This window comes from Cyanobium sp. NIVA-CYA 375 (genome assembly GCF_056108345.1).
Genome location: NZ_JBSYHW010000051.1, coordinates 1 through 19,934, shown reverse-complemented (window position 1 = coordinate 19,934; position 19,934 = coordinate 1). Strand labels below are relative to the sequence as shown.

Here is a 19,934-nt window from a genome sequence, read left to right as displayed (position 1 = left end):
CCAGTTGCCACTGCTGTGAGTGCAGGTCTGTGAGCGAGGCGCGGATCCAGATCGACCGCCAGGCCGCAGCCCGTACCCAGGCGCTGTGGATACAGCTGCGGCCCAACCCTCTCCAACCGGCCCTCTGGCTTGAACTTGCAGGCCTCTACAGCCGCTGCGGCCTCCAGTGGCCTGCGGCCTATGCGGCCCAGCAGGCCAGCCGCCTCGATCCCGCCCTGGCCATCCCGGCAGCGCAGGGCTGCGAGGATCCCCGGCCCCTACTGCCCGCCGATCCCGAGGCCCGCGCCCAGTGCGCCTCTGCCTTGCAGCAATGGCTGGAGCACGCACCGTCCGACTGGCTGGGCTGGCTCCTGCTCGCCCGCTGGTTCGATCAACCCACCGCCATCAGCCAGGCCCAGACCACCGAGCCGATTGCCGGTGAAACCCTCCACTGGCTTGGCGTCTGGCGCCTCAACGGCGGGGATCACCAGGGCGCCATCAACGCCCTCGCCCAGCTGGTCGACCTCCGGCCCCAGCGCCACGGCTCGATGCTCTATCTCGGTGAGGCCCTGCTGCGCGCCGGCAACCGCGCCGCCGCAGAAGCGGCCTTCACAAGAGCGTCATCTTCCAGCAATCCCGCCTTCCTGCGCCTGCTCGCCCAGCGCGTCTATCAGCACAACTACTGGCAAGAGGCGATCGCCGTGCTCCAACGCGCCCAGGAGCTCGCACCAAATCAGCTCGAGACCCTCCTGGCACTCGCACGTCTCCACTGGGAGGTCTACGACCTCAGCGCCGCTGAATCCCTCTGCAAACAAGTCCTCCAGCTCGATCCCGCCAACAGCGAGGTGCGCTACCTCCTCAACGCCCTACCCGGCAGACGTGGTGATGCCGCCGCCCACCTGGCCGCCGTAGAGGCCCACTACAGCGAACTGGCGGATCCAAGCTCACGCCTGGCCTCCTCCATCGCCATGGCCTCGCTCTACGTCGATGCCATCAGCCCGGAGCAGATCGCCGAGCGTCACAGGCAGCTCTGCAAGCCCATTGAGGCCGACCTCACACCAACCCCTCGCACCGCCTTCCCCAACGCCGCCGACCCCCATCGTCCCCTGCGCATTGGCCTGGTGTCCGGTGATTTCCACCGCCAGCACCCCGTCAATCTCTTCATGCTGCCGTTGCTGGAGCGGCTCAACCCCCAGCAGTTCGCCACCACGGTGTTTCACACCGGCTCCATGCACGACGAGTACACCACGCGGGCACGCCAGGCCGCTTCCGCATGGATCGAGGCCGCCCAGCTCACCGATACCGGCCTGCGCGACACCATCACCAACCAGCAAATCGACATCCTCATCGATCTGGCTGGCCACACCTCCACCCATCGTCTCGGCGTGTTTGCACTCCGTGCCGCACCGGTGCAGGCCACCTTCCTGGGCTATCCCCATTCCACCGGCCTCTCGAGCATTGACTGGTTGATCGGAGATGTCGTCGTCTCACCCGCCGAGCACGCCCATCTCTTTTCAGAAGGCATCGCCCAGCTGCCCGGCAGCGTCTTTTGCTGGTCGCCGGTGGACGAATACCCCCTGCCGCCACCACGGCCACCAGAGGCGCCCCTGGTGCTGGGCTGCTTCAACAACATCATGAAGCTCTCGCCCCGCACCCTCGCCCTCTGGGCCCAGGTGCTCCACGACCTTCCCGGCTCCCAACTCCTCCTCAAGGCTCCCTCGCTCGGTGATGCCTCCGTGATCGAGCGCTTCCGCAGCCTCTTTGCCGATCAGGGCATCGATACAGAGCGCCTGCGCTTTGAGGGGCCCGAGGGCCTCGAATCGATGATGCAGCGCTACGGCGCCATCGACATCGCCCTCGATCCCACCCCCTACAACGGCGGCACCACCACCCTTCAGGCCCTCTGGATGGGCGTTCCCGTCATCACCCTCTCTGGCGGCAACTTCGTCTCGCGCATGGGCGCCAGCTTCCTTTCCGCCCTCGGCCAGCCCGACTGGATCGCCACTGGCGACGACCACTACCGCGCCATCGCCCGCCAGCTCGCCGAGCAACTCCCCGTCATCCGCCAGGGCCGCAACGCCCTGCGCCAGCAGATGGCCACATCGGGGCTCTCCGACCTGGAGTGCTATGCCGCCAATGCCCAGGCCCTGCTGCGGCGCATGTGGCGGCACCACTGTCAAGGGAGCAGCGAGCGCTTGCTCAACGCTGAGGCGCTCTCAGCCACCTGAACAACTTGCTCCCGCCTCCATTCCTCCTCTGCCATGACCACCACCGCGCCAGCCTTCGAGATCACCACCTCCCGCCAGCTCCTGGCCTGGATGGCCGAGCAGCACCTTTCCATCGCTCTCTCCACCTACCAGATCGGCAAGCTCTTCTCCCTCGGCCTCAAGGCCAACGGCGAGCTGGCGGTGTTCGAGCGCACTTTCAACCGCTGCATGGGCCTCTGCCCCACCGGCGACCACAACGGCTTTTTCCTCAGCAGCCTTTACCAGATCTGGCGCTTTGAAAACATGCTCGGCCCAGGCGAGCTGGCCGACGGCTACGACCGCCTCTACCTCCCCCAACTGGGCTATACGACAGGCGATTGCGATATCCACGACATGGCCGTCGATGCTGATGGTCAACTCGTCTTTGTCAACACCCTTTTCTCCTGCCTGGCCACCACCAGCACCACCCACAGCTTCCGCCCCCTCTGGCAGCCTCCCTTCATCTCACGCCTTGCCGCAGAAGATCGCTGCCACCTCAATGGTCTGGCGATGCGTGACGGCAAACCCGCCTACGTCACCGCTGTCAGCGCCTCCGATGCCGCCGACGGCTGGCGCGAGCGCCGCAACGGCGGCGGCGTGGTTGTCGATGTGCAGGCCAACGCGATCATCGCCACAGGCCTTTCCATGCCCCATTCACCCCGCTGGTATCAGGGCCGCCTCTGGCTCTGCAACTCCGGTACCGGTGAGTTCGGCTTCATCGATCTGGCCACAGGAAAATTCGAGCCGCTCACCTTCTGCGCCGGCTACCTGCGCGGCGTCGCCTTCCACGGTGACTACGCCCTGCTTGGCACCTCCAAGCCCCGCCACAACAAAACCTTCTCCGGCCTTCCCCTCGACGACGCCCTCGCCCAGCGCAACGTGGAAGCCCGCTGCGGCATCCAAGTGGTCGATCTCCGCACAGGCGATGCCGTCCACTGGATCCGCTTTGAGGGCCTCGTTGATGAGCTCTATGACGTCATCACCCTGCCTGGCGTTCGCAATCCCAGCCTCATCGGCTTTGTCAGTGATGAAATCCGCAGGCTCATCTCTATCGAAAACTGATTAAAGCGCTCAACCAGAGCCTGCACCCCTACCACTAGGTACAAGGGCTGCCGAACGACATCAGAAGCCGAATCGACTCAACGCCAGCCGCGCCTCCAGCTCACCGCTAGGAGGCAGTTACCCCAGCAGTGAGAGAATTAGTTCCTATTCAGTGGCACTCGTGACAAACGGCAAGGGATCTCAGCCCTCAGCACTATCAACCCTGCTGCTTGGCTTCAGCGCCGTCGGGGGCATCGCCCTGCTGGTGTGGCTGACGCTGGTGATGCTCGACCTCAAACATCTGAACACCTCAGGCTTCACCCTGCCCTAGCCGATGCCGGTGCGGGCTATGTCGAGCACATCGGCCATGGAGCGGATCTGATTGATCGTGCTGGCTAGCTGGCTGGCGCTGTCGAGCTCCACCCGCAGATCGATGCGGGCCGGCTTGCCAGGGTTGGTGCGCACCCGGGCATCGCAGACGTTGATGCGGTGATCAGACAGGCGAGTGAGGATGTCCTTGAGCACACCAACGCGATCGAGCACCTCGATGCGCAGTTGCACCGGGTAGCGGCGCGGGCGCGACTCGGAGGCGGAATTCCAACGCACCGGCAGCCGCCGTTCGGCCGGCACCTGGGCCACGTTGGAGCAGTCCTGGCGGTGAATGGTGATGCCGTGGTTGCCGAGAGCCACCGCGCCAAGTATCTGCTCGCCGGGCAGGGGACTGCAGCAGCCCCCGAGCCTGTAGTCGAGGCCCTCAAGGCCAAGGATTGAGCTGGTGCCACCCCCACCCACCGGCGCTTGGGACTCCACCTGGGCAGCGTGGGCCGCCACCTTGGCAGCCACCTGCTCATTGCTGAGCACGGGGGCGGAGGCTTCGCTGGCCAGGCGCATTTCCTCCCGCAACCTATTGAGCACTTGGTGCAGGGTGACCCCACCAAAGCCGAGGGAGGCCAGCAGGTCTTCAGTGCCGGTGAGGTTGCAGCGGCGGGCCACCTTGGCCATCGCCTCACCGTTGAGCAGGGCATCGAAGCCATCGCGGCCGAGCTCTCGCTCGAGCATCTCGGTGCCGCGTTGGAGGTTGTCTTCGCGATGGCTGGTTTTGTACCAGTGGCGAATGCGATTACGGGCCGTGGGGGTCGCCACGAAGTTGAGCCAGTCGAGGCTCGGGTGAGCCGTCTTGGCGGTAATCACCTGTACGAAATCGCCGTTCTGCAGGTGTGTAGCGAGAGGGGAGAGCCGATCGTTGATGCGCACGCCCTGGCAGTGATTGCCGATCTCGGAATGAATGCGGTAAGCAAAATCTACGGCCGTAGAACCCTTACGCAGACCCACTACATCGCCATTAGGAGTAAACACAAATACCTCCTCATCAAATAGATCTTCCTTGATCGAGCGCAGGAAGTCGTTGCTGTCGGTGCCGCCATCATCCTTCTGCCAATCAACCAGCTGTCGCAGCCAGTTGAACCGCTCGGCATCGGCTCCCGCTGCGGCCGGAGAGCCGCCCTCCTTGTATTTCCAGTGGGCAGCAATGCCGTATTCGGCCACCTGATGCATGTCGGTGGTGCGAATCTGCACCTCGATCGGCCGGTGACGACCAATCACCGCCGTATGCAGGGATTGGTAGCCGTTGGGCTTGGGCAGGCCGATGTAATCCTTGAAGCGCCCGGGGATCGGCCGGAAGGTGTCGTGCACCACCGCTAGAGCCCGATAACAACTCTCGAAGTTGGGGCAAAGAATCCGCAGGGCGGCCACGTCGTAGATCTCGTGGAAAGCCTTTTGCTGGCGCTGCATCTTGCTCCAGATGCCATAGAGGTGCTTGGGCCGGCCGCTCACCTCACAGTTGGTCAAGCCCACGGCAGCCAGCCGGTCACGCAGCAATTGCACCGTGACCGCCAATCGCTCCTCACGCTCGCTGCGCTTGATGGAGACCTGCTGCTGCACATCCCGGAAGGACTCGGGCTCAAGGATCTTGAAGGCCAGATCTTCCAGCTCCCACTTGAGCCGGCCAATGCCGAGCCGATTGGCCAGGGGCGCATAGATCTCGCGGGTTTCCCGGGCAATCCGCAACTGTTTTTCGGGCTTGAGCGCCGCGATGGTGCGCATGTTGTGCAGCCGATCGGCCAGCTTGACCAGCACCACCCGGATATCGCTGGCCATGGCCAGAAACATGCGGCGCAGGTTTTCTGCCTGGGCTTCGGTGTGGTTGGTGAAGTGAATACCGCCGAGCTTGGTAACCCCCTCCACCAGCGCCCGCACCTCGCCCCCGAAGTGTTGTTCGATCTCCTCAGCGGTGACCTCGGTGTCCTCGACAACGTCGTGAAGAAAGCCAGCGGCGATTACGCCAGCGCTGGCACCGATATCGCGCAGTAGGTCGGCAACTGCGACCGGATGAATGATGTAAGGCTCACCACTGGCCCGGAACTGGCCCTCGTGCAGCTGGTAAGCAAAGTCGAAAGCGGAGGCCAGCAGGGCCTCGGCATCGGTGGGACAGCTCACCCCCTGCCCAGGCGGCACATGCTCGATGCAGCGCTGCAACCACTCGGGCAGGGGGATGCCGTAGTCGGCGGGGGCACGAATCGGCTTGCGCAACAAACCTGGTGCGGCCGCCACTCGAGTGGCTACGACCGTTGCATCCAGATTTGAAGCCGCCCTGAGCATTTCAGCCTGCGGGTTCGTCCCATCGTATGCATGTGGGGCCAAGCTGGTGGCCATGACCAGCCCCGTGCTCGCAATTGAGAACCTGGTGGTGCGCTATCCAGGAGCGGAGCGCCCCACTCTCGACGGCCTAAACCTGAGCCTGGCCACTGGCGAACGCCTGGCCTTGGTCGGCCCTTCCGGCTGCGGCAAGAGCACCGTGGCCCGAGCTGTGCTGCAGCTGCTGCCCCCCGGCAGCCAATGCAGCGGCTCCCTGCTGCTGGCGGGGCAGAACCCCAGCCAACTGGCCCGGCCGGCCCTGCGCCAACTGCGCGGTGAAGCGGTGGGGCTGGTGTTTCAGGACCCGATGACCCGGCTCAACCCGCTGCTGACGATCGGCGATCACCTGGCCGACACCCTGGCGGCCCACCGGCCCCGCTGGCAGCGGCGCCAGGTGCGGCAACGGGCGGAAACCCTTCTGATCCGGGTGGGCATCGGCCCGGAGCGCTACGGCAGCTATCCCCATGAATTCAGTGGCGGCATGCGCCAGCGCTTGGCAATCGCCCTGGCGATGGCCCTGGAGCCGCCGCTGGTGATCGCCGACGAACCCACCACCAGCCTGGATGTGGCCGTGGCCGGCCAGGTGATGGCGGAGCTCAGCAACCTCTGCCACGAAGCGGGCAGCGCCCTATTGCTGATCAGCCACGACCTGGCCATGGCGGGTCGCTGGTGCGACCAGATCGCCGTGCTGGATCAGGGACACCTGGTGGAACAGGCGCCAGCCCGCCAGTTGCTGCTGGCCCCCGCCTCAGCCCTGGCCCAACGGCTGGTGGCCAAGGCGCGGGAACGGGAGGGCGCCGAAAGTTTGCCGCCGCCACCAGCGCCGCTGCTGCTGGAAATCGAGCAGCTGCGCAGCTGGCATCCACTGCCATCCCTGCCCTGGCAAGCCCGCTGGCTCAAGGCGGTGGATGGCGTCAGCCTGCGGCTGCAGCAGGGCGAAACCATCGGCCTGGTGGGAGCCTCCGGCTGCGGCAAGAGCACCCTCTGCCGCGCCCTGATGGGGCTGGCGCCGGTGCGGGGCGGCACGGTGCGGCTGCAAGGCACAAGCCTGCTCAGCCTGCGGGGCCGAGCCCTGCGCCAGGCCAGGCGTGGCATTCAGATGGTGTTTCAAGACCCGCTGGCCTGCCTCAACCCCCAGATGGTGGTGGGTGAGGCGATTGCCGATCCCCTGCTGATCCACGGCCTGGCCCACCGCGCCCAGGCCCGTCAGCGCGCCCGCGAACTACTCACAGCGGTGGGGCTCACCCCCCCGGAAGCCTTTGAAAACCGCCTGCCCCGCACGCTCTCCGGCGGTCAGCAGCAACGGGTGGCAATTGCCCGCGCCCTGATCCTGGAGCCCCAGGTGCTGCTCTGCGATGAGAGCGTCAGCATGCTGGATGCCGAGGTGCAGGCAGAGGTGCTGGCCCTGCTGCGGGAGCTACAGGAGCGCCTGGGGCTGGGGATGCTGTTTGTCACCCACGACCTGTCGGTGGCCAGTGGCTTCTGCCACCGGGTGCTGGTGCTGGAGGGGGGAAAGATCGTGGAGGAGGGCCCCGGCTCCCGGCTGCTGAGCGATCCCCAGGCCGCCATCACCCGAACCCTGGTGGAAGCCTGCCCGCGACTGCCCAGAGCTGCCTGAACCTGCCTAGCGCCGCCTGAGCACCGCCAGCAAGCGCTCGAACGCCTCCGGCAGCGGCGCTTCGCACACCAGGCGCTGCTGGGTGATCGGATGATCGAGCCCCAACTGCACGGCGTGTAAGGCCTGGCCAGGCAGCTCAAGCGGCAGCTTGCGGCAGCGGGAGTAGGTGGGGTCGCCCACGATCGGGTGACCGATGTGGGCGCAGTGCACCCGGATCTGGTGGGTGCGGCCGGTGTCGAGCTTGAAGCGCAGCAGGGCGTAGTCCCCCAGGCGCTCTACCAGGCGCCAGTGGGTGCAGGCATGGCGCCCGGAGTCGTCGTGGACCACCGCATATTTCTTGCGGTCGACGGGATGGCGGCCGATCGCCCCAACGATCGTGCCGGAGTCGCCAGCGGGCTGGCCGTGCACCACCGCCAGGTACTGGCGAGAAGCGATGCGCTTCTGGATCTGCACCTGCAGCTTCACCAGGGCCTCCTGGCTCTTGGCCACGACGATGCAGCCCGTGGTGTCCTTATCGAGCCGGTGCACGATGCCAGGCCGCAGCTCGCCACCGATGCCGGGCAAATCTGGGCAGTGGTGCAACAGGCCATTCACCAAGGTGCCGTCCTTATTGCCGGGCGCCGGGTGCACCGTGAGCCCGGCGGGCTTGTTGAGCACGATCAGGTGGGCGTCTTCAAAGAGCACATCCAGGGGCATCGCCTGGGCCACCAGGTAGGGAAGGGGCTCGGGCGGCGGCATCCACAGCTCCACCACGTCCTCTGGGCGCAGCGGCGTCTTGGCCCGGCCGGTGACGCCATTCACCCGCACGTAGCCCGCCTCGATGAACTTTTGGATCCGGGCGCGGCTCTGCTCCGGCCGCTGGGCCACCAGCCAGCGATCCAGCCGCATCGGCAGGGGCTTGGGATAGGTGAGCGTCAGCAGCTCGCCTTCGCCCTCGCCAAATTCGCTCATGGCGACGTCAGAACCGGAAGCTCAAGCGCAATGGCACCCAAGCGAGCACAGCGAAAATCATCGAGCAGCTTGGTGGCCATGCGCAGGCTGTCACCGCTGGTGTGGCGCTCCGCAGCGGTCACCAGCCAGCCCTCCACATCCGGGCCGCCGCCGGGCAGCACGCCCAGGGGGATGCCGTAGCGCTTGCCCACCAGCCCAGGCGGCACGCCAGCAGCTGGCTCGGCTTCCAGCAGGGTGAGCAGCTGCAGGAAGGCCCGGGCGGCGGCCTCGTTGTCGTAGGCCGCCTGGCCAATGTCGTCGCAGAGGGCTAGGCGCAGGGCTGCCTGCTGGTCGTCGAGGCGGGGCGGCAGCACGCCGGGGGCGTCGAGCAGGTCGAGGTCCTGGCCGAGCCGCACCCAGCGCAGGGTGCGGGTCACGCCGGCACGGCGGGCGCTGTCTACGACTTTCTGGCGCACCAGCCGGTTGATCAGGGCCGATTTACCCACATTGGGGAAGCCCAGCATCAACGCCCGCACCGGCCGTGGCTTCATGCCCCGCCCAGCCCGGCGAACATTGAGGGCTATGCCGGCCCGGATCGCCGCCTGCTGCAGCTGCTTAACGCCGGTGCCTGCCTTGGCATCACACCACCAACAGGTCTGCTCCTGGGCGCGGAACCAGGCGGTCCAGGCCAGGCGCACCGGCGCTGGGATCATGTCGACCCGGTTGAGCACCAGCAGGTGTTGCTTATTGCCGATCCAGCGCTGCAGCCGCGGGTGGGAGGTGGCCATGGGTATGCGGGCATCGCGCACCTCGATCACCAAGTCCACCTTGGCCAGATTGGCGCTGAGAGCTTTCTCCGCCTTGGCGATGTGGCCTGGGTACCACTGAATCGCGGGAGCGTTGACGCTGAGCGGAAGCGTCTGCGGCATCAGGGCACCACCAACACCGGACAGGGAGCCAGCTGGATCACCCGGGCGGCGGTGCTCTGCTGATCGCTCTCAATCGCAATGCCACGGGTGCCCATCACGATCACGTCGGCGTTGATCTCATCTGCCACGTCGCCGATCACGAAGGCAGGCTTGCCCTCCCGCTCGATCACCTGGCAGCTGACGCCAGCCTCTTCAAAGCGGGCGCGGGCCTGCTGCAACAAGGCAGCAACCGCCGCTGGGTCGTCCTGGTCGGGCTCCACTACCGACAGCAACACCAGCTTGCTGGCGTGCTGCTGGGCCAATTTCAAGGCCACCGCAGCCGTTTCCATCGCCTGGCGGCTCTGGTCGATGGGAAAGAGAACGGTGTCAAACATGAGGCGAAATTCAGCTGGGCAATTGCAAGCCCGTGGCTTCAGTCTGGGGGTCCCACCGTCGTCCGGCCAGGGCAGTTGGCAGGGGGGAATCCGAAGCCTGGGCGGGCCGGGGGGCGCGGGGGCTAATCTCCCCCGGCAATTCAGTTATTCCATAACCCATGGCGAAGCGATCCCTGGCCAGCCTTTCGGCCGATGAGCTCCGCGGCAAGCGCGTGCTGGTGCGGGTCGACTTCAACGTACCGCTAGATGACGCCGGTGCCATCACCGACGACACCCGCATCCGGGCCGCCCTGCCCACCATCAATGACCTGAGCAGCAAGGGCGCCAAGGTGATCCTGGCGGCCCACTTCGGCCGTCCCAAGGGCCAGGTGAACGAAGCCATGCGCCTCACCCCCGTGGCTGCCCGCCTCAGTGAGCTGCTCAGCAAGCCCGTGGTGAAAACCGACAGCTGCATCGGCCCCGACGCTGAAGCCAAGGTGGCAGCCATGGCCGCAGGCGATGTAGTGCTGCTCGAAAACGTGCGCTTCTTCGCCGAAGAAGAGAAGAACGATGCCGGTTTCGCCGCCCAGCTGGCAGCCCTTGCCGATATTTATGTGAACGACGCCTTCGGCGCCGCCCACCGGGCCCATGCCTCCACCGAAGGCGTCACCAAGGCGCTGAGCCCCAGCGTGGCCGGCTACCTGATGGAGAAAGAGCTGCAGTATCTGCAAGGCGCCATCGACGAGCCCAAGCGTCCCCTGGCGGCGATCGTGGGCGGCTCCAAGGTGAGCTCCAAAATCGGCGTGCTCGAGGCCCTGATCGACAAGTGCGACAAGGTGCTGATCGGCGGCGGCATGATCTTCACCTTCTACAAAGCCCGCGGCCTGGCGGTGGGCAAGAGCCTGGTGGAAGAGGACAAGCTTGAGCTAGCCAAAGAGCTCGAAGCCAAGGCGGCCGCCAAGGGCGTGCAGCTACTGCTGCCTACCGATGTGGTGCTGGCCGACAACTTCGCCCCCGACGCCAACAACCAGACCGTGTCGATCGACGCCATCCCCGATGGCTGGATGGGCCTGGACATCGGCCCCGACTCGCTCAAGGCCTTCCAGGAGGCCCTGGCCGACTGCAAAACCGTGATCTGGAACGGCCCCATGGGCGTGTTCGAGTTCGACAAGTTTGCCGCCGGCACCAACGGCATCGCCCACACCCTGGCCGACCTGAGCGGCAAGGGCTGCTGCACGATCATCGGCGGCGGCGACTCCGTGGCTGCCGTGGAGAAAGTCGGTGTGGCCGAGAAGATGTCCCACATCTCCACCGGCGGTGGCGCCAGCCTGGAGCTGCTGGAAGGCAAGGTGCTGCCCGGCGTGGCAGCCCTAGATGAAGCCTGATCTGGATGGGGCCTGATCCAGGCTGACCGCGACAGGGGGCTTAGGCCCCCTTTTTTTGTTGGCGCTGGTTTGTACTCATGGACTCAGCTGGGCCTTATCAGCCACCACCAGCACCCGCTTGGTGGCGCTAACAATGCCTTTGGGGTGCACCAGCAGGATCGCCCAGGTTTGGGCGCCGGGAGTGAAGGGTGCCTGCACTGACTTGAACAGGCCGCCCCCGCCCAGGGCTCCCAGCTGCAGCTCGGGACTCTCAAGAGCATTCACCTGCTGGCCGGTGAGGGCCACCAGACCCCCGGCAGCCACGGCGCCTTCCAAAGGTTCGTCGAAAAGCACATCCACGTCGTAGCGCTGGCCCGTGAGCACCGCATCCGGAATCAACAGGCTCACGGGAAGTTCGGCCTCACCGCTACGCAACAAGCTCTGCTCGCGAATCACGGCCTGGGCGTTGATGCGGCCACCGCTGCTGCCAAGAACCAGCTGCTGCTGGGCTTCGAGCCGGTAGCGGGTGGGGCCCTCCTGACGGCTGCCGGAGAGCTGCAACTGCACGGTGCTGCGGCCATCGCGCAGGGGCTTGCCCGTGCTGAGCTGCCAGCGGGCATCGGGAAACTGCTGCTTCAGGCTGCGGCGCCGCAACTCCACCAGGGTCAGATCGAGGCCCGGACCGCTCTCCAGCACGGCCGATAGCTCACCGGTGCCGTTAAGGGCTGCCTCCAGAGCCTGCAGCTGAGCTGAGGTGGGCACCGCAGCGGCAGCTAGAGAAGGCGCGCTGGCCAGCAGGGCCGCCATCGCCAAATTCCATATTTTTCGACCGACCAAGCCTGAACTCGGGGGCTGGAGAGGCGACATCAGCTCAGACGGCATCGCAAGGGCGGAAACCGCTTTTAAGTTAGGCGCGCTTCAGCCCCAGCACCCATGCCCAGGCTCCTCATTGCTGCCAGCGGCACCGGTGGCCACCTTTTCCCCGCCTTAGCCGTAGCCGATGCCATGCCGGCCGATTGGAGCGTGTCTTGGCTGGGGGTGCCAGACCGGCTGGAACGCCAGCTGGTGCCGAGCCGCTATCCGCTGCACACGGTGCGGGCCGGGGGGCTGCAAGGCCGGGGCCTGCGCAAGCTGCTCAACCTGCTGCAACTCCTGCAGGCCATTCGGTCGGTGCGGCGGCTGATCAAGCGCGAACGCATCACAGCGGTGTTCACCAGCGGCGGCTACATCGCGGCGCCGGCAATCCTGGCGGCCCGCTGGTGCGGCGTGCCGGTGGTGCTGCATGAGAGCAACGCCGTGCCCGGCAAGGTGACGCGCCTGCTAGGCCGGCTCTGCAGCCAGGTGGCGGTAGGACTGCCCCAGGCCGCGGCCCGCCTGCCCCGCTGCCGCCCCGTGGTGACGGGAACGCCGGTGCGGCAAACCTTTCTGGAGCCCGCCCCCCTGCCCGACTGGGCACCCCGAGGCTCCGGGCCCCTGCTGCTGGTGATGGGGGGTAGCCAGGGAGCCGTGGGTCTCAACCAGATGGTGCGCCCCCTGCTGCCCAAGCTCACGGCCGCTGGCGTGCGGGTGGTGCACCTCACCGGCAGCAACGACCCCGAGGCATGCCAGCCCCTGCCGGCAGGGGTGGTGGAGCTTCCCTTCAGCGACGAGATTCCCGGCCTGCTGCAGCACGCCGCCCTGGCGATCAGCCGTAGCGGCGCCGGCGCCCTCAGCGAGCTGGCAGTGTGCGGCACCCCGGCGGTGCTGGTGCCCTACCCCGCCGCCGCCGACCACCACCAGGACGTCAACGCCGCCGCCGCGGCCGAACTTGGGGCGGCCGTGATCGTGTGGCAGCACGGCCCCAGCGAGCCGGCCCTCGAGCGCAGCCTCTGGCGGCTGCTGGGCCCGCGCCTGCGGGGGGCAGCAGCTGCTTGTGATCCCCTCACAGGCATGGCTACAGCCATGGGCGAGCTGGCGGTGCGCGATGCCGATCAGCGGGTGGCGGCGATGCTCAGCATTCCCAAGGGTTGATCAAATCCAAACCCAAGTCGGCAAAGTCAGCCACATCCCGAGTGGCGAGCTGAGCGCCATGGGCTAGGGCTATGGCCGCAATCACCGCATCCGCCGTAGCCATGGGCCGCGCCAACCTTTCACGGGCGCTCAATAGATCGGCGTACCAATGGGCCGCTTCACTGCAGAAGGGCCAAACCCTGCCCGCAAAGACTGCAGGCACGAGTGCGTCCCAGCTCTGCTGGAGGCTCCGCTTGCGCCGCCCATCTGGAAGCCGGGCGATGCCATGCAGGATCTCCGCTTCATTCATGGCCGTGATCGCCACTCGGGCCGGATCCAATCCATCCACCCAGGCCAGCACCTGGTGATACGGCTGGGGACGCATCAGCTCGGAGATCACGTTGGTATCGAACACGATCACTCCAGCCCCTCCCCAAACTCCGCCGGCCTGGGCTGGGAGCGGCGAGCGGGGAGCTCAAGCTCAACGCCACCAAGCGAGGCGAAATGGGCATGGATCCGCTGGCCCAGGCCAGGACCATCACGCTTAACGGCTCCCCAAGACAGGGCCTCTCGCAAAATCGTGCGCACTTCTTCCTCCATCGAACGACCGTGGCGCGCCGCCTGGAGACGCAACTGCGCTTTGGTGGCCTCATCAAGGTTGCGAACCGTCAGCGTCGCCATCGAAATGAATGCAATGCAAGCAACGCTAGCGCCCCAATTCCTGCCTCAAAGCCCTCAGGATGCGGCGATTGTGGTGGTGGCTCTGATAGCCAAGCCGCAGCCAGTTTTCCCCCAGCCCCTCGAAAGAGCGGCAATCGCGCAACAGGATGTGATGGCGCTGCTCCAGGGCTTGGCGCAACGGCACTAGCGAATGCTCAGCGCGAATCAGCAGGAAGTTTGCAGCTGATGGCAGGGGCGTAATGCCGGGCAGCTGGGCTAGCTGACGCTGCAGCCAGGCACCCTCGCGGCCGGTCCAGCGCTGCACCCTGCCGCACCAGCGCCGGTAGGCCGCCGGATTAGCCAGCAGCCGCTCCCCCACGGCGGCAGCCAGGCCATTCACCGGCCAGGGATCGCGCCAGGAGGCCCAGCGGGCCAGGCGCTCGGGGTGGCCAAGGGCATAACCAAGGCGCAGGCCAGCTATGCCATAAAGCTTAGTGAGGCTGCGGATCACTACTAGGTTTGGGTGCATAGGCAGCAGCGGGATCAGGCTCTGGGCCTCGCCACCGGGCACCAGCGGCAGGAAAGCCTCATCGGCGATCACCAGGGCAAAACGCTGCAGCAGGGGCTCCAGGGAGGCGCGCGTCCAGAGCGCTCCGGTGGGGTTGTGGGGATTGGTGAGCCAAAGCACCTCGCCAGCCGGCGGGGCCGGGTAGGCCTGAGCCACCCCAGCCCCGGATCCAGAGAATTGCAGCGGCAGAGGCTGTAAGTACCAAGCACCACCCCAGCAGACCAGGGCCCGCGGGTAATCGGCAAAGCCCGGCTGGGGCAACACACTCAACCCGGTGGCCGCCGCATCCCGGCCCGCCCAGGTGAACAGCTCCGCTGCGCCGTTACCCGGCAACAGCCAGTCGGATTCCAGGCCATGGAGCCGGGCCAGGCCGCGACGCAAACCTGCATAGGAGCGGTCGGGATAGGCCCGTAGGGGCGCGCTCAGCCCGGCCCCTAGCAAGGAGCGCCGCACAAACCAAGGCGGCCCAAAAGGAACCAGCGAGGCGCTGGCATCAAGCAACTGGGAGGGCCGGCAACCGAGCCGGGCGGCGGTAGCGGCTTGATTGCCGCCATGGCGCTGAAGCGACCCCATCGGCATCAAAACAATTTAGGAGGCGGCGCCGCCACAATCGGCATCTTCGCCTAAGCCCCTTTGTCCAGCCCCAGGCTGCAACCGCTGATCAGCGCCATCGGCCAGGTGTTGCTGGGCAAGGAGCAGGCGGTGCGGCTGGCCCTTGCCTGCCTGCTGGCCCGCGGCCATCTGCTGATCGAAGACCTGCCCGGTATGGGCAAAACCACCCTGGCCGAGGCCCTCGCCCGCGTGTTCGGCCTCGAGTTCAAGCGGGTGAGCTTCACCAGCGACCTGCTGCCAGCTGATCTAACGGGCATCAACGTTTTTGCTGCCAGCAGTGCCAGCTTCCACTTCCAGCCCGGTCCCCTATTCAGCCAGGTGCTGCTGGCCGATGAGATCAACCGCGCCAGCCCCCGCACCCAGAGCGCCCTGCTGGAGGCGATGGCGGCCGGCCGGGTAAGCGTTGATGGGGTGAGTCACCCGCTGCCCGAGCCCTTCCTGGTGATCGCCACCCAGAACGGTCTCGACCAAGTGGGCACTGCACCCCTACCGGAATCCCAGCTGGATCGCTTCTTGATGCGGCTGAGCCTGGGTTATCCGGATCGACGGGCCGAGCGCAATCTGCTCAGCGGCCAGGCGCTGCCGCCAGCCAGCCTGGAGCCCTTGCTAGATGGCGCCGGCCTGCTGGAGCTGCAGCGGCGAGCCGCCGCCCAGCACTGCTCCAGCGCCCTGCTCGACTACGTACTCGACCTAGCCGCTTTCAGCCGGCGAGCAGACCAAGCCGGCACCGGGCTGTCACCGCGGGCCTGCCAGGGGCTCGTGGCCGCCGCTCGGGCCTGGTCGCTGCTGGAAGGGCGGGACCACGTCACCCCCGCCGACGTGCAGGCGGTGCTGCCAGCGGTGGCTGAACACAGGCTGGCTGGCGATGCGGCGACGCTGCTGGCGGGGGTGGATGGACTTCGCTAAGGCCCAGCAACTGATCAAACCCCATCGAGGCGAGCGGCTAAGGCTGGGGCTGCGCAACCTCTACATCCTGCCGACCCGCTTCGGCTTGCTCTGGCTGGCGGGCAGCGGCCTGCTGCTGCTCGTGGCGATCCAGAGCCAGCGCAATGGCCCCCTGCTGCTCAGCTTCTTGATGCTGGGGCTGTGGCTGCTGGCCCTACACCTCACCCAGTTCAACCTGCAAGGCCTCGAACTTGAAGCCCTGGCCCCCAGCGGTGGCTTCGCCGGCGAAATGGTCGCCTATCCGCTGCTCTGCCGCAGCCGCAGCCAGCGCGATGCGATCCAGCTGGGGCTGGCCGGCAGCGCGGCCACACCCCAGCCGCTGGCAGCTGGCGAATCGGTGCTCTCGGTGCCTTGGCGCGCGGGGCGGCGGGGGCTGCAAACCCCGGGGCGACTGCGGCTGCAAACCACCGCACCCCTCGGACTTTTTGTGTGCTGGACGCTGTGGGAACCGCCACGGCCCCAGCCCATCTATCCAGCCCGGCGGCCGGGGCCGGTGGCCAAAAGCTCCGCTAGCCGGTTAGCGGCAGGCAGCGACGACTGGGACGACCTGCGCCCCCACCGCCCGCAGGACGGCCTAGCCCGAGTGGCCTGGAAATCCCTAGCCCAGGGCCGGGGCCGCCAAACCAAAACTTTCGCCACTGCCACCCCTGCGGTGGGGCTGCTGGCGCCAGCGCCGGGCCTGCCGCCGGAGCGGGCCCTGGAGCACCTCAGCGCCGAAATCTGGCGCCGCAGCAAGGCGGGCGAGGCCTACGGCCTGGCATTGGGCGGCATGCAACTGGCCCCAAGCACGGGCCCCGAACACCGCGACCGCTGCCTACTGGCCCTCGCCCTCGCACCTAGCCCTGCACCATGAGTGGTAGCGCCCGCTGGCTGCAGATCTTGGGGCTAGGGGCCCTGGCGGCGGGGTTGGTGGGGCTGGATTTCAGCTCAGCGCTCAGCTGGCTGTCGGCGGGGCTGCTGCTGCTGGCTGGCCTGAAGCTGGCCGAGGCTCGCAGTCTGCCTGAGCGGCGACTGGTGAGCTTGCTCACCTTGATAGGCGGCGGTGTGCAGGGTGCCCAGCAAGGGGAGCTGCTGCCCAGCCTGCTGCAACTGCTGGCCACAGCTCTGGGCCTGGCGGGGCTGCTGGCCCTGGAGGTGGGGAGCGGCCTGAGCTGGCGCGCGGTGTTGCGCCGCAGCCTGGCGGTGCTGCTGGCGGCCCTGCCGGTGGCCCTGGTGCTGTTTCTGCTGGTGCCGCGCATCGAGCCGATTTGGCAAACGCCAAACCTGCGGGGTGCTGGCGCCAGCGCCGTAACCGGCTTGAACAGCGAACTCGATCCAGGCAGTATCGCCCGCCTCGCCGATGCCGCGGGCCCCGCCGCGCGGGTGAGCTTCAGCAGCGGCAGCCCCCCCAAGCCGGCTGCGCGCTATTGGCGCGTGATCGTGCACGAGCAATTCGACGGGCAGCGCTGGAAGCAGCGCGAGCTGTCAAGCAACCGCCGAGCCGAGCCAAGCGCAGCCGCAAGCAATCCAGAGAGCAACACCAGCAGCCAGGTGTGGCTGGTGGAACCCAGCCCGGTGAATGCCTTGCCCTGGGATGGCAGCGGCCGGGCCAACCCCAACCAGTTGCGGGTGAATCGCAGCGGCGAACTGCAACCCCGCCAAGCCCAAGCCAGTCGGGAGCGCCAGGCCTATTTGGTGAGAGACACGGGCAGCCCCCAGGCGTGGCAACAACGGCAGCCCAGCCCGGCGGATCTGGAGCTGCCCGCCGGCAGCAATCCCCAACTGGAGGCGCTTGGGGCCAGCTGGCGAGATCTGGCCACGCCCGAGCAACGGCTGGCCGCTGCCAAGCAATGGTTTACGCAGCAGGATTTCCGCTACAGCCGCACTCCTGGTACCCAGCGGGGCCTGGATGTATTTCTGTTTGAAAGGCGCGAAGGCTTCTGCGGCCACTACGCCAGCGCCTTCACGGCCCTGATGCGCGCTGCAGGGGTGCCTGCCCGGGTAGTGAGCGGCTACCTAGGCGGGACCTGGGTGCGGCCGCTGAGCGGAGGGCCTTACCTGGACCTGCGGCACAGCGATGCCCACGCCTGGAGCGAGGTGTGGCTGCCGGACCGGGGCTGGCAACGCATCGACCCAAGCACTTGGGTAGCGGGCAGCGCCAATAGCCGCACAGGTAGCAGCGCACCAGGCGGCTCCAGCAACCCCATCAGCTCCTGGCTGCAATGGCTGCAGTGGCAGTGGTGGGGCCTGGACCTGGCCTGGAGCCGCTGGTGGCTGGGCTTCGATCAGGCCGGCCAGGAGGCATTGCTGCAACGGCTTTTTGGCGAGCAACGCCAATGGCTGGGTGCCGTGGTGCTTGGGGCTGTGGCCGGCTTGCTGGCTCTGGCCCTGGCCTGGCTGCAATGGCTGCAGCAGCCGGCTAAGTCAGACCAACTAAGTCGTGAGCTGCGTGCAGTGGTGCAACAGCTGAAAAGGGAGGGCGTTGAAGTGGAGCCGGGTGAAAGCTTCGAGCAACTCTGCAATCGGGCAAGTCAACTGCTGCCAGCCAGCGCTGCAAACCTCCAGGAGCTGGCAAGGTGCCACAACCTGCTGCGCTACGCCGCCTTGGGCAAGCAAGAGCGATTGCAGCAGTGGGACGCCTGGCGAACAGCACTGCGAACCATTAATAAAGCCACCAAAAGCACGCTATAAACGTGGAAATGGTGGGATGTGCCTTGCAGTTCAGCGCCGCTCATCTGAATAAAATATTTCTACTTGGCGCCTGCAGCCTGCTAGCTACGAGCGGCGCCTGGATTGCACTTCCTGCTGCTATGGCAGGCTCAGCCGACCTGGTTCGACTGCTTGAAAGTAAAAACTGCAGGAGTTGCAAACTTCAAGATGCGGATCTGGTCCATGCGGATCTACGCGATGCCGACTTACGCCAGGCACAGCTGCAACGGGCGAATCTGGGTCAAGCGCGGCTTGATGGAGCCCAACTGAGCGGCGCCAACCTCAGCTTTACAAGCCTCACCGGGGCCTCCCTACGGGGGGCCGATCTACGTGGTGCCCGACTGGAGGGCACCGACCTGCGCCAGGCCGACCTAAGCGGAGCACTGCTCGATCCAGGCGCCCTATCGCGCAGTCACTGGCAGCGAGCCACAGGCATCGAATCCATACAATTGAGCTATGGCGAATTACACAACGCTGGGGCTGAGGCGGCTCAGCAGGGCCGCTATCCAGAGGCTGAACAGTTCTTCGGAGAAGCGATCCGCAAGGACCCCAGCGCTGCGATTAGCTGGGTAGCAAGGGGAATTTGTCGCAGCGAACAGGGCAAAACTGAGCTGGCAGCTAGTGATTTCAACTACGCCGCCAGCCTCTATAGCCAAGGGGGTGAAAATGAACTAGCAACGCAGTTAAAGCAGGCTGCAGAAAAAGTAGTGGCCTCCAGCGAGAATGAAACCACAAAAGGCAACGGGGCAGGCAGCAAAGCTCTCAGTGGCGCATTAAGTGCACTCCAGTTTTTAGTGCCGATTGCAGCAAAAGCATTGTTGCCCATGGGCTTTTAGTCCGAGCGAAAGCCCAAACAAAAATCTATGGACGAAAGTAAAACCAGCGCATATCAGTAACCCTACCTAGCGGCTTCGAGCCTGTCTTATCGACTTCAATCATGAGGAGATCAGGCCGCCCCGAACGAACCCGAAGCCCACTTTTAATCGACAGAAGCTTGCTCTGGCCAGGCTCTAGGATCGCATCAAGAATCATGCCTCCATCGAGATCTTCGACCAATACCCAGCTCTCGCCTCCACTGGCCTGAAGCTTCAAGCTAGCTCTGGAGAGTAGAGCATCAGCTTGCTTCGCTGAGCCTACCGGCTTCGGACTAGGTGCAATCTGCCGATTTCCACGCGTTTGGACTCCAGCAATAATTGTTGCGGCAAGGATCGCGGATCCCGCAGCGATAATTAGCAAAGAATTTCTCTTCGCCTTTAATTCAGCAAATGGAAAAGCCAGGGACTGAAAGCGAGGCAGGCGCAAGTCAGCCCACTTTTTT

The 19,934-nt window shown here is 66.0% G+C and carries 19 protein-coding genes; 10 read left to right on the top strand and 9 right to left on the bottom strand.

Annotated features, from left to right (window positions below):
* From AC01FP_RS12280 to AC01FP_RS12270, 3 genes are all read left to right on the top strand, one after another.
* The coding region (locus AC01FP_RS12280) for an O-linked N-acetylglucosamine transferase, SPINDLY family protein (protein WP_474480568.1) at nt 1-2,207 on the top strand (2,207 nt) is incomplete at its 5' end.
* Between the two features lie 33 nt (nt 2,208-2,240).
* Nucleotides 2,241-3,287, top strand: a complete 1,047-nt coding sequence (locus tag AC01FP_RS12275; protein ID WP_474480567.1) for a TIGR03032 family protein — start codon at nt 2,241-2,243, stop codon at nt 3,285-3,287.
* Between the two features lie 151 nt (nt 3,288-3,438).
* Nucleotides 3,439-3,597 (top strand): hypothetical protein, encoded by a 159-nt coding sequence (locus AC01FP_RS12270; RefSeq protein ID WP_474480566.1) that lies wholly within the window; start codon nt 3,439-3,441, stop codon nt 3,595-3,597.
* Here the strand turns inward: AC01FP_RS12270 and AC01FP_RS12265 are convergent.
* Entirely contained in the window at nt 3,594-5,924 is a 2,331-nt protein-coding gene (locus AC01FP_RS12265) for a RelA/SpoT family protein (protein ID WP_474480565.1), read from the bottom strand. The two genes, AC01FP_RS12270 and AC01FP_RS12265, sit on opposite strands and share 4 nt — an antisense overlap.
* A 52-nt stretch (nt 5,925-5,976) precedes the next feature.
* Between AC01FP_RS12265 and AC01FP_RS12260 the strand changes: the two genes are divergently transcribed.
* Nucleotides 5,977-7,578 carry an ABC transporter ATP-binding protein gene (locus AC01FP_RS12260; RefSeq protein ID WP_474480564.1) on the top strand — a complete coding sequence of 534 codons (1,602 nt, stop codon included), beginning with the start codon at nt 5,977-5,979 and terminating at the stop codon, nt 7,576-7,578.
* A 6-nt stretch (nt 7,579-7,584) separates the two neighbouring features.
* On the opposite strand, the gene AC01FP_RS12255 is transcribed toward AC01FP_RS12260, so the two are convergent.
* The 3 genes from AC01FP_RS12255 to AC01FP_RS12245 are packed head-to-tail and all read right to left on the bottom strand — an operon-like array spanning nt 7,585 to nt 9,811.
* Nucleotides 7,585-8,529 carry an RluA family pseudouridine synthase gene (locus tag AC01FP_RS12255; RefSeq protein WP_474480562.1) on the bottom strand — a complete coding sequence of 315 codons (945 nt, stop codon included), beginning with the start codon at nt 8,527-8,529 and terminating at the stop codon, nt 7,585-7,587.
* Entirely contained in the window at nt 8,526-9,437 is a 912-nt protein-coding gene (gene ylqF / locus AC01FP_RS12250) for a ribosome biogenesis GTPase YlqF (RefSeq protein ID WP_474480561.1), read from the bottom strand. Before ylqF ends, AC01FP_RS12255 begins: the two co-directional genes overlap by 4 nt.
* Nucleotides 9,437-9,811, bottom strand: a complete 375-nt coding sequence (locus AC01FP_RS12245) for a universal stress protein (RefSeq protein WP_474480559.1) — start codon at nt 9,809-9,811, stop codon at nt 9,437-9,439. The genes ylqF and AC01FP_RS12245 overlap by 1 nt, the downstream gene beginning before the upstream one ends.
* 158 nt (nt 9,812-9,969) lie before the next feature.
* On the opposite strand from AC01FP_RS12245, the gene AC01FP_RS12240 reads away from it, so the two are divergent.
* Nucleotides 9,970-11,175: a phosphoglycerate kinase gene (locus tag AC01FP_RS12240; protein ID WP_474480557.1), complete on the top strand. Its 1,206-nt coding sequence runs from the start codon at nt 9,970-9,972 to the stop codon at nt 11,173-11,175.
* Between the two features lie 75 nt (nt 11,176-11,250).
* On the opposite strand, the gene AC01FP_RS12235 is transcribed toward AC01FP_RS12240, so the two are convergent.
* Entirely contained in the window at nt 11,251-11,961 is a 711-nt protein-coding gene (locus AC01FP_RS12235; RefSeq protein ID WP_474480556.1) for a hypothetical protein, read from the bottom strand.
* Nucleotides 11,962-12,087: 126 nt separating this feature from the next.
* Here AC01FP_RS12235 and AC01FP_RS12230 point away from each other — a divergent pair, with 126 nt between their 5' ends.
* Nucleotides 12,088-13,164 (top strand): UDP-N-acetylglucosamine--N-acetylmuramyl-(pentapeptide) pyrophosphoryl-undecaprenol N-acetylglucosamine transferase, encoded by a 1,077-nt coding sequence (locus AC01FP_RS12230; RefSeq protein ID WP_474480555.1) that lies wholly within the window; start codon nt 12,088-12,090, stop codon nt 13,162-13,164.
* Here the strand turns inward: AC01FP_RS12230 and AC01FP_RS12225 are convergent.
* Genes AC01FP_RS12225 through AC01FP_RS12215 form a run of 3 tightly spaced genes read right to left on the bottom strand, consistent with a single transcriptional unit; the run spans nt 13,145 to nt 14,944 of the window.
* Nucleotides 13,145-13,564, bottom strand: coding sequence for a PIN domain-containing protein (locus AC01FP_RS12225; protein ID WP_474480554.1), 420 nt, complete (start codon nt 13,562-13,564; stop codon nt 13,145-13,147). The genes AC01FP_RS12230 and AC01FP_RS12225 overlap by 20 nt on opposite strands.
* Nucleotides 13,561-13,824, bottom strand: coding sequence for a FitA-like ribbon-helix-helix domain-containing protein (locus AC01FP_RS12220; protein WP_474480553.1), 264 nt, complete (start codon nt 13,822-13,824; stop codon nt 13,561-13,563). Before AC01FP_RS12220 ends, AC01FP_RS12225 begins: the two co-directional genes overlap by 4 nt.
* A 25-nt stretch (nt 13,825-13,849) precedes the next feature.
* Entirely contained in the window at nt 13,850-14,944 is a 1,095-nt protein-coding gene (locus AC01FP_RS12215; RefSeq protein ID WP_474480552.1) for a pyridoxal phosphate-dependent aminotransferase, read from the bottom strand.
* 60 nt (nt 14,945-15,004) lie between these two features.
* Between AC01FP_RS12215 and AC01FP_RS12210 the strand changes: the two genes are divergently transcribed.
* The 4 genes from AC01FP_RS12210 (at nt 15,005) to AC01FP_RS12195 (ending at nt 19,452) form a co-directional block, all read left to right on the top strand.
* Complete coding sequence (locus AC01FP_RS12210; protein WP_474480551.1) at nt 15,005-15,889, top strand: AAA family ATPase; 885 nt, start codon at nt 15,005-15,007, stop codon at nt 15,887-15,889.
* On the top strand, nt 15,876-16,781 hold the full coding sequence (locus AC01FP_RS12205; RefSeq protein WP_474480550.1) for a DUF58 domain-containing protein: 906 nt from the start codon (nt 15,876-15,878) through the stop codon (nt 16,779-16,781). The genes AC01FP_RS12210 and AC01FP_RS12205 overlap by 14 nt, the downstream gene beginning before the upstream one ends.
* On the top strand, nt 16,778-18,598 hold the full coding sequence (locus tag AC01FP_RS12200; protein WP_474480549.1) for a transglutaminase TgpA family protein: 1,821 nt from the start codon (nt 16,778-16,780) through the stop codon (nt 18,596-18,598). Before AC01FP_RS12205 ends, AC01FP_RS12200 begins: the two co-directional genes overlap by 4 nt.
* Before the next feature lie 119 nt (nt 18,599-18,717).
* Complete coding sequence (locus AC01FP_RS12195) at nt 18,718-19,452, top strand: pentapeptide repeat-containing protein (protein WP_474480548.1); 735 nt, start codon at nt 18,718-18,720, stop codon at nt 19,450-19,452.
* Nucleotides 19,453-19,477: 25 nt separating this feature from the next.
* On the opposite strand, the gene AC01FP_RS12190 is transcribed toward AC01FP_RS12195, so the two are convergent.
* Nucleotides 19,478-19,934, bottom strand: a 457-nt coding sequence (locus AC01FP_RS12190) for a RodZ domain-containing protein (RefSeq protein WP_474480546.1), incomplete at its 5' end; no start/stop codon positions are given.

What these genes read in the sequence shown, in the direction of transcription:
- AC01FP_RS12275 (WP_474480567.1), top strand. Translation starts at nt 2,241, where the DNA reads ATGACCACCACCGCGCCAGCCTTCGAGATCACCACCTCCCGCCAGCTC.
- AC01FP_RS12265 (WP_474480565.1), bottom strand. Translation starts at nt 5,924, where the DNA reads ATGCTCAGGGCGGCTTCAAATCTGGATGCAACGGTCGTAGCCACTCGA.
- AC01FP_RS12260 (WP_474480564.1), top strand. Translation starts at nt 5,977, where the DNA reads ATGACCAGCCCCGTGCTCGCAATTGAGAACCTGGTGGTGCGCTATCCA.
- AC01FP_RS12255 (WP_474480562.1), bottom strand. Translation starts at nt 8,529, where the DNA reads ATGAGCGAATTTGGCGAGGGCGAAGGCGAGCTGCTGACGCTCACCTAT.
- ylqF (WP_474480561.1), bottom strand. Translation starts at nt 9,437, where the DNA reads ATGCCGCAGACGCTTCCGCTCAGCGTCAACGCTCCCGCGATTCAGTGG.
- AC01FP_RS12245 (WP_474480559.1), bottom strand. Translation starts at nt 9,811, where the DNA reads ATGTTTGACACCGTTCTCTTTCCCATCGACCAGAGCCGCCAGGCGATG.
- AC01FP_RS12240 (WP_474480557.1), top strand. Translation starts at nt 9,970, where the DNA reads ATGGCGAAGCGATCCCTGGCCAGCCTTTCGGCCGATGAGCTCCGCGGC.
- AC01FP_RS12235 (WP_474480556.1), bottom strand. Translation starts at nt 11,961, where the DNA reads ATGGCGGCCCTGCTGGCCAGCGCGCCTTCTCTAGCTGCCGCTGCGGTG.
- AC01FP_RS12230 (WP_474480555.1), top strand. Translation starts at nt 12,088, where the DNA reads ATGCCCAGGCTCCTCATTGCTGCCAGCGGCACCGGTGGCCACCTTTTC.
- AC01FP_RS12220 (WP_474480553.1), bottom strand. Translation starts at nt 13,824, where the DNA reads ATGGCGACGCTGACGGTTCGCAACCTTGATGAGGCCACCAAAGCGCAG.
- AC01FP_RS12215 (WP_474480552.1), bottom strand. Translation starts at nt 14,944, where the DNA reads ATGGGGTCGCTTCAGCGCCATGGCGGCAATCAAGCCGCTACCGCCGCC.
- AC01FP_RS12205 (WP_474480550.1), top strand. Translation starts at nt 15,876, where the DNA reads ATGGACTTCGCTAAGGCCCAGCAACTGATCAAACCCCATCGAGGCGAG.
- AC01FP_RS12200 (WP_474480549.1), top strand. Translation starts at nt 16,778, where the DNA reads ATGAGTGGTAGCGCCCGCTGGCTGCAGATCTTGGGGCTAGGGGCCCTG.
- AC01FP_RS12195 (WP_474480548.1), top strand. Translation starts at nt 18,718, where the DNA reads ATGGCAGGCTCAGCCGACCTGGTTCGACTGCTTGAAAGTAAAAACTGC.